Origin of the sequence: Streptomyces sp. R33 (assembly GCF_041200175.1) — a bacterium.
Taxonomy (GTDB): Bacteria; Actinomycetota; Actinomycetes; order Streptomycetales; family Streptomycetaceae; genus Streptomyces; species Streptomyces katrae_B.
Map to the genome: position 1 here is coordinate 2,589,952 of NZ_CP165727.1, position 12,091 is coordinate 2,602,042.

Below are 12,091 nucleotides of genomic sequence, written 5' to 3' on the forward strand. Positions count from 1 at the left end.
CGCTACCTCTCGAAGCGGTATCCCATGCCCGGCTCCGTGATGAAGTGCCGCGGGTGCGAGGGGTCCGCCTCGAGTTTGCGCCGCAGCTGCGCCATGTAGACGCGCAGGTAGTTCGTCTCCGTGCCGTACGAGGGCCCCCAGACCTCCTGGAGGAGCTGCTTCTGGCTGACGAGCTTGCCGCCGTTGCGGACGAGCACCTCCAGCAGGTGCCATTCGGTGGGCGTGAGCCGTACGTCGCGCCCCGCGCGCACGGCCTTCTTCGCGGCCAGGTCCACCGTGAATCCGTCGGTCTCCACGATCACCTCCTCCTCGCCGGCGCCCGCGGACGGCTCGGCCCGGCGGACGGCGGCGCGCAGCCGTGCGAGCAGCTCGTCCATGCCGAAGGGCTTGGTGACGTAGTCGTCGGCCCCGGCGTCGAGGGCCTCGACCTTCTCGTCGGAGCTGTGCCGGGCGGAGAGGACCAGGATCGGCACCCTGGTCCAGCCGCGCAGGCCCTTGATCACCTCGACGCCGTCCATGTCGGGCAGGCCCAGGTCGAGGACGACCACGTCGGGGTGGCGGGCGGCCGCGAGCTCCAGGGCTCCGGCCCCGTCCGCGGCGGCGTCGACCTCGTACTTGCGTGCCTTCAGATTGATCACGAGGGCTCGGACGATCTGCGGCTCGTCGTCCACCACGAGCACCCGGGTCATCGAGGTCCTGCTTTCTGTCGTATCGGGTCGAGATCCATGAGGTCGGTGCCGTCGGCGGCGCCGGGGGTGTCGGGGTCGTCGGGCAGGTGGCCGGCCGTCTCCGGCACGGTGGCGCGTCGTTCGCCGTCCGCCGCGCCGTCCGCCTGCCCACTGTCGCGCGTCACGGCCCGCAGCGTGAGCACCATCGTGAGTCCGCCGCCGGGGGTGTCCTCGGCCGCCAGGGTGCCGTCCATGGCCTCGGCGAAGCCCCGGGCCACCGCGAGGCCGAGGCCCACCCCGGCGCCCCGCGGGGCGTCCCCGTGCCGCTGGAAGGGGGCGAAGATCCGGTCCTTGGCCTCGTCGGGCACGCCGGGCCCGCGGTCCACGACGCGCACCTCGACCCGGTCGCCGAGGAAGCTGGCGGCGACCACCACGGGCTCCCCGGCCGGGCTGTACTTGACGGCGTTCTCCACCACGTTGGCCACGGTGCGCTCCAGCAGCCCCGGGTCCACCGCCACCATCGGCAGCGTCTCCGGGACGTCCAGCAGCACGCTGTCCTCCGGTACGCCGCCCAGTGCCATCGGGACCACCTCGTCGAGGTCGATCTCCCGGATCAGCGGGGTCACGGTGCCGGTCTGGAGCCGGGACATGTCGAGCAGATTGCCCACCAGGTGGTCGAGCCGGTCGGCGCCGTCCTCGATGCCTTCGAGGAGCTCGGCCCGGTCCTCCTCGGACCAGTCCACGTCGTCGGAGCGCAGGGACGACACCGAGGCCTTGATGGAGGCCAGCGGCGTACGGAGGTCATGGCTGACGGCGGCCAGCAGCGCGGTCCGGATCCGGTTGCCCTCCGCCAGCCGGCGGGCCTCCTCGGCCTCCCCGACCAGCCGCTGCCGGTCCAGGACCACGGCGGCCTGCGCGGCGAACGCACCGAGCACGCGGCGGTCCTCGGCGGGCAGCACCCGGCCGGACAGGGCCAGCGCCATGTGGTCCCCGATGGGCATGTCGACATCGGCGTCCTCGGGGCGGCCGACCGGGCTCGGGCCGACGCTGCCGGCCGGCTGCCAGGGATCGACGTCGCTCGCGCGCTCCAGCAGGGCCACGGACTCCATGGCGAAGGTCTCGCGCACCCGCTCCAGCAGCGCGTCCAGCGTGGTCTCACCGCGCAGGACGCTGCCGGCCAGGAAGGAGAGGATCTCGGACTCGGCGCGCAGCCGGGCGGCCTGGTGGGTGCGCCGGGCGGCCAGGTCCACCACCGAGGCCACGGAGACGGCCACCCCGAAGAAGACGGCGATGCCCACGATGTTCTTCGGGTCGGAGATGGTGAACCGGTGCACGGGCGGGGCGAAGAAGTAGTTCAGCAGCAGCGAGCCGAAGGCCGCCGAGGCCAGCGCCGGCCAGAGCCCGCCCAGCAGCGCGGCGGCCACGGTCAGCGAGAGGAACAGCAGCATCTCGTTGGCCAGGCCCGGGTCGGCGTTCACGTGCGTGAGCAGCACGGCCAGCAGGGCGGGGAAGAACATCCCGACGACCCAGCCGGCGATGATCCGGGGCCGTCCGAGCCGGGCCGCCGAGCGGACCACGGGCAGGCCGCGGCCCCGGGCGACCTCCTCGTGCGTGACGATGTGCACGTCGAGGTCGGGCCCCGAGTCGCGGGCCACGGTGGCGCCGACGCCCGGCCCGAAGACGTACTGCCAGGCCTTGCGGCGGCTGGAGCCGAGCACGATCTGGGTGGCGTTGACCCCGCGGGCGAATTCGAGCAGCGCGTCGGGGATGTCGTCGCCGATCACATGGTGAAACGTTCCGCCAAGATCCTCGACCAGCGTCCGCTGGACCGCGAGCTCCTTCGGCGAGGCCGCGGTCAGCCCGTCGCTGCGGGCGACGTAGACGGCCAGGATCTCGCTGCCGGAGCCCTTGGCGGCCATCCGGGAGGCGCGGCGGATGAGCGTACGGCCCTCGGGCCCGCCCGTGAGCCCGACGACGATCCGCTCGCGGGCCTGCCAGGTGGAGCGGATGTCGTGCTCGCCCCGGTACTGCTGGAGGTACTCGTCGGCCCGGTCGGCCACCCACAGCAGCGCCAGCTCGCGCAGGGCGGTGAGGTTGCCGGGCCGGAAGTAGTTCGACAGGGCCGCGTCGACCTTGTCGGACCGGTAGACGTTCCCGTGCGCCATCCGCCGGCGCAGCGCCTGCGGGGACATGTCGACGAGCTCGATCTGGTCGGCCCGCCGCACCACCTCGTCGGGCACGGTCTCCCGCTGCCGCACGCCGGTGATGGACTCCACCACGTCGCCGAGCGACTCCAGGTGCTGGATGTTCACGGTGGACACGACGTCGATGCCCGCCTGCAGCAGCTCCTCGACGTCCTGCCAGCGCTTGGCGTTGCGCGAGCCGGGCACGTTGGTGTGCGCGAGCTCGTCCACGAGCGCGACGGCGGGCCGGCGCGCCAGTACGGCGTCCACGTCCATCTCGGTGAAGGCGGCGCCCCGGTACGTGAGCTCCCGGCGCGGCACCTGTTCCAGCCCGTGCAGCATCACCTCGGTGCGCGGCCGCCCGTGGTGCTCGACGAAGCCGACGACGCAGTCGCCGCCCCGCTCCACCCGGCGGTGGCCCTCGGAGAGCATCGCGTACGTCTTGCCCACACCGGGTGCCGCGCCGAGGTAGATCCGTAGCTTGCCGCGTCCCATGCGCCCATTCTCCGGGACGTTTCCGCCGATCACGCACTTTTCCCGGCCGTCCGCCCATCCTTGACGGACCCCTGACACCCGCGGGTACGACAGCGGGCCGTACCCCCGAAGGAGTACGGCCCGCGGCCTGAAACAGTCGCCGAGAGGCGCGCCCGGGAGTCAGCCGGGGATCCGCCGGGTCAGCGGACCTCGGTGATCGTCGGACCCTGCTCCAGCTGGCCCATGCCGCCGGAGAAGCGGGAGCCCTCCTGGTCCTCGGTCTGCACGCCGTCCGGCACCATCTGGGCGTCGTTCGGCAGCTTCAGCACGATCGGGTCGCGCGGAGCCATCGGGCCGTCGCCGCGCACGATGACGGTCTCCCGGAAGATCTGCTCGAGCAGGCCCGCCGACTCGGGGCGCACCGCGCCCTGGCCGGAGATGACGCCCCGCAGGAACCAGCGCGGGCCGTCGACGCCGACGAAGCGGACCAGCTGGGCGCCGGTCTGGCCGTCGGGCATGGGTACGGGCACCTGGGCGCGCAGCTCCCAGCCCAGCGGACCCTCGACCTCGTCGATGATGCCGCCCTGCTGGGTGATGCCCGTGGCGATCTCCTCGCGGACCTCGCCCCAGATGCCTTCCTTCTTGGGCGCCGCGAAGGCCTGCAGCTGTACGGCGCTGTCGCCGAGGACGACCGTCGCGGCGACGATCGCGTCACCGGCGACCTCGACGCGCAGCTCCATGCCCTCGACACCCGGTACGAGAATGCCGCCCAGGTCGACGCGACCCTCCTCCGGCGCACCGGGCACCTCGGAGACGTCCCAGGGGCCGTCGGGCCGCGGGGCGGGCGGCAGATTCACCCTGCGGGGCGCGGAGTCCTGCTCCTCGCCGCCGTCCTGTTCATCGGCAGCCACGCCGTCCACGACCTGCTCGGTCGCGCCGCCGTCCCTGGCGGAGTCGTTCTTCTTGCGACGTCCGAACACGTCACTGTCCTTCCCGGTCGGATACGACCGAAGCGTAGCCATTCCCACCCTGCTGACCAGCGCCGGATCCGGCCACGGCCGCATGACCGCCGGTGGAGCCGAAACCCCCCTCGGCCCGGGCCGAGCCGGGAAGTTCCGCCACCTCGTGGAAGCGCACCTTCTCGACCCTCTGGACAACCAGCTGGGCAATGCGGTCGAAGCGCTCGAACCGGACGCTCTCGCGCGGGTCGAGATTGACCACGATCACCTTGATCTCCCCACGGTACCCGGCATCCACCGTCCCCGGGGCATTCACGAGCGCGAGCCCGCAGCGGGCGGCCAGGCCCGAGCGCGGGTGCACGAACGCCGCGTACCCGTCGGGCAGGGCGATGGACACGCCCGTGGGCAGTACGGTGCGCTCGCCGGGCTCCAGCACGGCCGCCTCTGTGGTCACCAGGTCGCAGCCGGCGTCGCCGGGGTGGCCGTAGGCGGGCAGGGGCACCTCGGGGTCGACGCGGCGGATCAGCACGTCGACGGGGGCGCGGTTGTTGTCAGACATCAGGGGTTCACCTCGAAGGCGCGTGCGCGCCTGACCTGGTCCGGGTCGGACATCGCCGCCCGGATCTCCTCGGGCCGACCGTTGTCGATGAAGTGGTCGACCTTCACCTCGATGAAGAGCGCTTCTGCGCGCACGGCGACCGGGCCCTCGGGCCCGCCTATCCGGCCGACCGCGGTGGAGTAGATCTTGCGCCCGGCGACGGCGGTCACCTCGGCCTCCAGGTACAGCACGGTGTCCACGGGCACCGGCCGTACGAAGTCCGTCTCCAGCCGTCCCGTCACCGCGATGACGCGCAGCAGCCAGTTCAGGGAGCCCAGCGTCTCGTCGAGCGCGGTGGCGAGGACGCCGCCGTGGGCGAGGCCGGGTGCGCCCTGATGGGCGGGCTTGACGGTGAACTCGGCGGTGACGCGCACGCCCTCACCCGCTCGGGCCTCCAGGTGGAGTCCGTGGGGCTGGCCCTCGCCACAGCCGAAGCAGTGCTCGTAGTGCGCACCGAGCAGCTCGCCGGGTGCCGGGGCGTCGGGGTGCCGGACCGGCGCGGCGGCATCGGCCGGGGGCGTCAGCGTTGTGTTTCGTCCACTCACAGCCGCTGACCTTACCCGCGCCGCTACCCGTGGGTCGCCTCGTGGCAGGCTTGGTGCCATGCAGCTCTCCCCCGCGCACCACGACGAACGTCTGACCGCCCCCCGCTCGTGGTGGGCCATCGCCGTACTCATCGGTCTCGCGTGCGCGTTGATGCTGCTGCCGCTTGGCACGCTGCCGCTGCTGGCCGGGCTGGTCGGGGGCACGGCGCTGGCCGGGATGGTGGTGAGTTCGTACGGCTCCGCGCGCGTGCGCGTGGTGAACGGTGCGCTGGCGGCCGGCGAGGCCCGGATCCCGGTGGCGGCCCTGGGCGAGCCCGAGGTGCTGGAGCCGGAGGAGGCGCGCGCCTGGCGCACGTACAAGGCGGACACGCGCGCCTTCATGCTGCTGCGCAGCTACGTCCCGACGGCGGTGCGCATCCCGATCACCGATCCCGAGGACCCGACCCCGTACGCGTACGTCTCCACCCGGGAGCCGCAGGCCCTGGCCTCGGCGATCCGGTCGGCCAAGGGCTGACCGGACGGGGGGCCGGGCGCCGGACCCGCGGCCGGGCCGCGGGTCAGATCGGGGGCGGGTCGCCGGCAGGCCCTTCGAGCACGGCCCTGGCGACCTCGGGAAGGGGCTCGGAGGGCTGCTCAAGGGGCGGGAGCTGCGGCAGCGAGTCCCACGCCACGGCTCGGCTCCGCAGGTCGGCACGGACCTTCTCGGCGAGTTTGCGGGTGTCCCGGCGGTTCATGACCGCCCCGACGGCGGCGCCCACCATGAACGGCATCAGATTCGGCAGGTTGCGGAACGTCCGCTTCAGGATCTGTTGGCGCAGTTCGCGCTTCATCTGACCGCCGAGCGCGATGTTCAGCGTCGTCGGCTTCGTCAGGTCCACCCCGCGCTCCTCCGTCCACGAGGTCAGGTAGGCGAGGCTGCGGTCCTTGAGGTTGCCGGGGGCCCGCAGGCCGTACACCTCGTGTAGCTCCGCGATGAGCTTCAGCTCGATCATCGCGACGCCGGTGACCTCGGCGGCCAGTTCGGCCGGCATCGCGGGCGGAACCGGCAGCATGGCCGCGGCTCCGATGCCCGCGCCCACGGTGGAGGTGCCGTACGAGGCGCCCGCGATCAGCTTGTCGGCAAGCTGATCGGGACCGAGGCCCGGGAACTGCGCGCGCAGGGTCGCGAGGTCCCGAACCGGAACGCGCGGTGCGTTCTCGATGATGCGGTCCGCGATGTGCAGGACGGCGGCCCTGGCATGTTCGCCGCCCTTGCGCACACCACTCTTGACGCTCTTGACCGCTTGCAGCCGACGAGCCCCGGACCTGCGCCGGGCCGCCTCGTCGGACTCTGTGGCCGACGGCACCGCCGCGGCGGTGCCGGAGGACACGTCGGCTACGCCGGGGGCTCCTGGGCCCGTTTCCGGGCCCGTGGCTCCCGCCTGCGTCTCCGCCGGATCACCAGCTTTCCGGAAGCGCCGCTTCCGGAACGGTGTCGAGCCGGTCACGGCCGACGCCTCTCAGTCGCAGTCGCGGCAGATCGGCTGACCGTTCTTCTCTCGTGCCAGCTGGCTGCGGTGGTGCACCAGGAAGCAGCTCATGCAGGTGAACTCATCGGCCTGCTTGGGCAGAACACGGACGGCCAGTTCCTCGTTGGAGAGGTCCGCGCCGGGGAGCTCCATGCCCTCCGCCGCGTCGAAGTCGTCGACGTCGACGCTCGAGGACGACTTCTCGTTGCGCCGGGCCTTCAGCTCTTCAATGCTGTCGTTGTCGACGTCGTCGTCGGTCTTGCGTGGGGTGTCGTAGTCCGTTGCCATTTTTCGCTCTCCCCCTCTGGGATTTAGCGGTGTCTCAGCGCACGTAACGCGCGAGAGGCCGGACTTGTGCCCGACCTGAGGCGGAGATTTTGCCTCACATCAAGGTCTGTTACTCAATCGACACCCAGCCGCACACCTGAAGGAGCGATTGGCTGGGATGACGACCGGGACCGTACACGGTCCGGGGGCCGTCTTGCACAAACGCCACCCCGTGTATTTCCCGCCGTTCGAGGGGCGGGAAACCCGGACTTCCCGGGCTTTCCGGCCTCTTCCCGGGTCACTGAACGCACATGACCCAACACTCGACAATGTGATCGATCACACAGCCGCCACCCTCCCCACCCTCCGGTCATTCAGCCAACAGCGAACAAGCGGCGAGGAGCTCAGAGGGGCAAAGTGACACGCATCACGAGGCCACCGCCCTCGCGGGGCGTCGCCGAGATCCGCCCGCCGTGTGCGCGCGCCACAGAGCGCGCGATCGACAGACCGAGCCCCACACCCTTGTCACTGCCCGTGCGCTCCGTACGCAGCCGTCTGAAGGGCTCGAAGAGGTTGTCCACCTCGTACGCGGGAACGACGGGACCCGTGTTCGACACGAGGAGGACCGCCTGACCGTGCTGGCACTCCGTGGTGACCTCGACCCAGCCGTCCTCCGGCACGTTGTACCGGACGGCGTTCTGCACCAGGTTGAGCGCGATCCGCTCCAGCAGGACGCCGTTGCCCTGGACCACCGCGAGCGCCCGCTCGCCGCGGATCTCCACGCCCTTCGCCGCCGCCTCCCCGCGCGCCTGGTCGATGGCGCGCGAGGCGACCTCGGCCATGTCCACGGGCTTGCGCTCGACTATCTGGTTGTCGCTGCGCGCGAGCAGCAAGAGGCCCTCGACGAGCTGCTCGCTGCGCTCGTTGGTGGCCAGCAGCGTCTTGCCCAGCTGCTGGAGCTCCACCGGCGCACCCGGATCCGACAGGTGCACCTCCAGCAGCGTCCGGTTGATCGCCAGCGGGGTGCGCAGCTCGTGCGAGGCGTTCGCGACGAACCGCTGCTGGGCAGTGAAGGCCCGCTCCAGCCGGTCGAGCATCTCGTCGAAGGTGTCGGCGAGCTCCTTGAGCTCGTCGTCCGGCCCGTCCAGCTCGATCCGCCGGGTCAGGTCGGAGCCGACCACCCGGCGGGCGGTCCGGGTGATCTTGCCGAGCGGCTGGAGCACCCGGCCGGCCATGGCGTAGCCGAAGGCGAACGCGATGATGCTGAGGCCGAGCAGGGCCATCAGCGACCGGCTGAGCAGGTCGTCCAGGGCGTGCCTGCGCTGCTCCAGGATGCAGGTGTTGATCGCGGCGTTGAACTGGTCGTACATCTGGCCCTTGCCGACCACGCCGGGGCAGGTGCTGGTGACCTGGATGTCCGTACCGCCCACGATCTTGAACGGCAGTCCGTTGCCCTCGCGCAGCGCCTGCGCCGCCAGCAGGTAGATGATCGACAGCAGCAGGATGCCCGCGATCAGGAACATCCCGCCGTACAGCAGCGTGAGGCGTATGCGGATGGTCGGTCGCAGCCAAGGGAAGGGACCCTCGGGCTGGCCGGGGTCCCAGGTCGGTCTCGGCGGCACCGTCGGTGGTGCCGGGGTCGCCGCCACCCGCGTCAGATCCGGTATCCGGAGCCAGGCACGGTCACGATGACCGGCGGCTCCCCGAGCTTGCGCCGCAGGGTCATGACCGTCACCCGCACCACGTTCGTGAAGGGGTCGGTGTTCTCGTCCCATGCCTTCTCCAGCAGCTGCTCGGCGGAGACGACGGTCCCCTCGCTCCGCATGAGGACCTCCAGCACCGCGAACTCCTTGGGCGCCAGCTGTACCTCCCTGCCCTCACGGAACACCTCCCGCCGGTTCGGGTCCAGCTTGATGCCGGCCCGCTCCAGTACGGGGGGCAGGGCCACGGTGGTGCGCCGCCCCAGGGCGCGCACGCGGGCGGTCAGCTCGCTGAACGCGAAGGGCTTGGGCAGGTAGTCGTCCGCGCCCAGCTCCAGGCCCTCCACCCGGTCGCTCACGTCTCCGGACGCCGTCAGCATCAGCACGCGGGTGGGCATGCCGAGCTCGACGATCTTCCGGCAGACGTCGTCACCGTGCACGAGCGGAAGGTCCCGGTCGAGCACGACCACGTCGTAGTCGTTCACCCCGACGCGCTCCAGGGCCGCGGCGCCGTCGTACACGACGTCCACGGCCATGGCCTCCCGGCGCAGCCCGGTGGCCACCGCATCGGCGAGCAGCTGCTCGTCCTCGACGACGAGTACGCGCACGTCGTTTCCTTCCATCGAGCCCTGAGGGCACACGTGTATTGCGTCGTCCATCCTGCACGTTTCGGCCGTAAACCGGCTGTAAGGCGTCGCTCGGGGGCCTGCGCGGGCCGGAAGTGTGGATTCCCTCGTCTCTCGAGGTTTCTGGGCCCAGGGTGCCGGGGAGGACGTCAGCACACCCCAACCACTCCCTGACGGCGGACTGCCACGTGCCGCCGCCGACCCACGAAGAGGGGGCGAACCCACCATGGACGCATTCACCGCGGGTCTCCTGCAGCGCATCCGGGCCACGCAGTCGGACCTCAAGCAGGCCCGTGAGACGGGCGACGACTTCCTCGTGGAAGTGGAGCAGGCGGAACTGGAAGATCTCCAGCGCCTCGCCGCGGAGCACGGGGTCCCCGTCTCCGTCTGCTGACGTACCTCCCTGACCCCACCAGTCCGACCCGAACCCCGGCGACCGCACGCGGCAGCCGGGGTTCCCTCATGCCCGGCCCTCGAGTCGTGACGCGGCCCTTCAGTCGTGCCAGGCCCCGGCCTCTTCCAGCAGCGGCTGCAGCGAGGCGAAGACCGCCGGGGTGGCGGCGAGCGCCAGCTCCCCCGAGGCCGGCCGGCCGGGCCGCCCGCCCGTGAGCGCCCCGGCCTCCCGGGCGATCAGCTCGCCCGCGGCCAGGTCCCAGGGGTTGAGCCCCCGCTCGTAGTAGGCGTCCAGCCGCCCTGCGGCCACGTCGCTGAGGTCCAGCGCCGCCGATCCGCCCCGCCGGATGTCCCGCACCCTCGGGATCACCCGCTGCGCGACGTCCGCCTGCTGCTCCTTGCGCGCCTGGAGGTACGCGAACCCGGTCGCGACCAGCGCCTGGTCCAGCGGAGCGGCCGCCCGGCAGGCCAGCCGGACCTTCCCCAGCCAGGCCCCGCCGCCGAGCACCGCGTGGTACGTCTCGCCCCGCATCGGGGCCGCCACGACCCCGACGACGGTCCTGCCCTCGTACTCGGCGGCGATCGACACGCTCCAGCTCGGCAGCCCGTACAGGTAGTTGACGGTGCCGTCCAGCGGGTCCACGACCCACCGCACCCCGCTCGTCCCGGGGCTGTCCGCGCCCTCCTCGCCCAGCAGCCCGTCCTCGGGCCGGCGCCGCGCGAGGATGCCGGTGATCAGCTTCTCCGCCGCGATGTCCATCTCGGTCACCACGTCGATCGGGCTGCTCTTCGTCGCCGCCACCGCGAGATCGGCCGGCCGGCCGTCGCGCAGCAGCTCCCCGGCCTGCCGGGCGGCGTCCAGGCCCACGTCCAGCAGTTCGGCCTTCAGCTGTTCGGAGATCACGCTCGCCCTTCCCAGGCGTACGGGCTGTCGACGCCCGCGGCCGCCGGCCGGGGGCCGCGCGCCGGGCAGCAGCCCACCGCGCACAGATCGTGGCTGGGCCCGAGCAGCCCGAGCGCGCACCGCTCCACCGGCTCGCCCCGCTCCGCCGCGGCGCGCTCCAGCACCAGTTCCCGTACCGCCGCCGCGAACCGCGGGTCGGCTCCGACCGTGGCCGACCGGGCGACCGGGAGCCCGAGCTCCGCCGCCTTCGCCGTGGCCTCCGTGTCGAGGTCGTACAGGACCTCCATGTGGTCCGAGACGAACCCGATCGGCACCATCACCACCGCGGGCGCCCCGGCGCCGTGCAGGGCCTCCAGGTGGTCGCAGATGTCCGGCTCCAGCCACGGGACGTGCGGGGCGCCGCTGCGCGACTGGTAGACGAGCTCCCAGGGCAGCTCCGTGCCCGTCTCGGCCCGCACCGCGGCCGCGATCACCTGCGCCACGTCCAGGTGCTGCCTGACGTAGGCCCCGCCCTCGCCGTCGGCGGTGTGCTCCTCGACGGGGCCGGAGGTGTCCGCGGCCGCGGTGGGGATCGAGTGCGTGGTGAAGGCCAGGTGCGCGCCGGCGCGCACCTCCTGCGGCAGCGACTCCAGCGCGGCGAGCACCCCGTCGATCATCGGCTGCACGAAGCCGGGGTGGTTGAAGTAGTGCCGCAGCTTGTCGACCTTCGGCAGCTCGGCGACGCCCTCCCCGGCCAGTGCCGCCAGCGCGTCCGCGAGGTTCTCGCGGTACTGGCGGCAGCCCGAGTACGAGGCGTACGCGCTGGTCGCGAGCACCGCGATCCGGCGGCGCCCGTCGGCGGCCATCTCCCGCATCACGTCGGTGAGGTACGGGGCCCAGTTCCGGTTGCCCCAGTACACGGGCAGGTCCAGTCCGTGCTCGGCGAAGTCCTTGCGCAGCGCGTCCAGCAGCTCGCGGTTCTGCGCGTTGATCGGGCTGACCCCGCCGAAGCCGAAGTAGTGCTGCCCGACCTCCTTGAGCCGCTCGCGCGGGATGCCGCGCCCGCGCGTGACGTTCTCCAGGAACGGCACGACGTCGTCGGGCCCCTCGGGGCCGCCGAAGGAGAGCAGCAGGAGGGCGTCGTAGGGGCCGGCGGGGCCTTCGGCCGATGGCGGGGCGGCGGCGCGGAGCTGGTCTGACATGGTTCGAATCCTGCCACCCGGCGTCCGCGCCGGGGAACCGGCCCGGCCACGCGTCCCACACCTCGACATAGGTAAGGTAACCCTA

General features: G+C 72.2%; 13 protein-coding genes. 2 read left to right on the forward strand and 11 right to left on the reverse strand.

From position 1 onward, the window contains the following. Positions 1 to 2: 2 nt before the first annotated feature. The 5 genes from AB5J51_RS11920 to AB5J51_RS11940 all read right to left on the reverse strand — a co-directional run bounded on the left by AB5J51_RS11920 (position 3) and on the right by AB5J51_RS11940 (position 5,427). On the reverse strand, positions 3 to 689 hold the full coding sequence (locus AB5J51_RS11920) for a response regulator (protein ID WP_053788484.1): 687 nt from the start codon (positions 687 to 689) through the stop codon (positions 3 to 5). Next, the gene (locus AB5J51_RS11925; protein ID WP_369777680.1) at positions 686 to 3,346 is read right to left on the reverse strand and encodes an ATP-binding protein; all 2,661 of its coding nucleotides are present in this window, start codon (positions 3,344 to 3,346) and stop codon (positions 686 to 688) included. The genes AB5J51_RS11920 and AB5J51_RS11925 overlap by 4 nt, the downstream gene beginning before the upstream one ends. A gap of 179 nt (positions 3,347 to 3,525) precedes the next feature. After that, the gene (locus tag AB5J51_RS11930) at positions 3,526 to 4,305 is read right to left on the reverse strand and encodes a DUF3710 domain-containing protein (RefSeq protein ID WP_053788485.1); all 780 of its coding nucleotides are present in this window, start codon (positions 4,303 to 4,305) and stop codon (positions 3,526 to 3,528) included. 1 nt (position 4,306) lies between these two features. Beyond that, a complete protein-coding gene (dut, locus tag AB5J51_RS11935) occupies positions 4,307 to 4,843 on the reverse strand; it encodes a dUTP diphosphatase (protein ID WP_053788486.1) in 537 nt (178 codons plus the stop codon). Beyond that, positions 4,843 to 5,427: a PaaI family thioesterase gene (locus AB5J51_RS11940; protein WP_030293857.1), complete on the reverse strand. Its 585-nt coding sequence runs from the start codon at positions 5,425 to 5,427 to the stop codon at positions 4,843 to 4,845. Before AB5J51_RS11940 ends, dut begins: the two co-directional genes overlap by 1 nt. 58 nt (positions 5,428 to 5,485) lie before the next feature. Between AB5J51_RS11940 and AB5J51_RS11945 the strand changes: the two genes are divergently transcribed. Next, complete coding sequence (locus AB5J51_RS11945; protein ID WP_053788487.1) at positions 5,486 to 5,941, forward strand: DUF3093 domain-containing protein; 456 nt, start codon at positions 5,486 to 5,488, stop codon at positions 5,939 to 5,941. 43 nt (positions 5,942 to 5,984) lie between these two features. On the opposite strand, the gene AB5J51_RS11950 is transcribed toward AB5J51_RS11945, so the two are convergent. The 4 genes from AB5J51_RS11950 to AB5J51_RS11965 all read right to left on the reverse strand — a co-directional run bounded on the left by AB5J51_RS11950 (position 5,985) and on the right by AB5J51_RS11965 (position 9,510). Continuing rightward, a complete protein-coding gene (locus tag AB5J51_RS11950; RefSeq protein WP_136222774.1) occupies positions 5,985 to 6,914 on the reverse strand; it encodes a hypothetical protein in 930 nt (309 codons plus the stop codon). A 12-nt stretch (positions 6,915 to 6,926) separates the two neighbouring features. After that, positions 6,927 to 7,223: a DUF4193 domain-containing protein gene (locus AB5J51_RS11955; RefSeq protein ID WP_030154344.1), complete on the reverse strand. Its 297-nt coding sequence runs from the start codon at positions 7,221 to 7,223 to the stop codon at positions 6,927 to 6,929. A gap of 383 nt (positions 7,224 to 7,606) precedes the next feature. Then, entirely contained in the window at positions 7,607 to 8,851 is a 1,245-nt protein-coding gene (locus AB5J51_RS11960) for a HAMP domain-containing sensor histidine kinase (RefSeq protein ID WP_136222772.1), read from the reverse strand. 5 nt (positions 8,852 to 8,856) lie between these two features. Then, complete coding sequence (locus AB5J51_RS11965; RefSeq protein WP_030154340.1) at positions 8,857 to 9,510, reverse strand: response regulator transcription factor; 654 nt, start codon at positions 9,508 to 9,510, stop codon at positions 8,857 to 8,859. Between the two features lie 244 nt (positions 9,511 to 9,754). On the opposite strand from AB5J51_RS11965, the gene AB5J51_RS11970 reads away from it, so the two are divergent. Next, entirely contained in the window at positions 9,755 to 9,922 is a 168-nt protein-coding gene (locus AB5J51_RS11970; RefSeq protein WP_166663107.1) for a hypothetical protein, read from the forward strand. Between the two features lie 99 nt (positions 9,923 to 10,021). Here the strand turns inward: AB5J51_RS11970 and AB5J51_RS11975 are convergent, their stop codons facing one another. Continuing rightward, the gene (locus AB5J51_RS11975) at positions 10,022 to 10,825 is read right to left on the reverse strand and encodes an inositol monophosphatase family protein (RefSeq protein ID WP_369777683.1); all 804 of its coding nucleotides are present in this window, start codon (positions 10,823 to 10,825) and stop codon (positions 10,022 to 10,024) included. Then, positions 10,822 to 12,006, reverse strand: a complete 1,185-nt coding sequence (locus AB5J51_RS11980; protein ID WP_053788490.1) for a ferrochelatase — start codon at positions 12,004 to 12,006, stop codon at positions 10,822 to 10,824. The genes AB5J51_RS11975 and AB5J51_RS11980 overlap by 4 nt, the downstream gene beginning before the upstream one ends. Positions 12,007 to 12,091 lie beyond the last annotated feature (85 nt).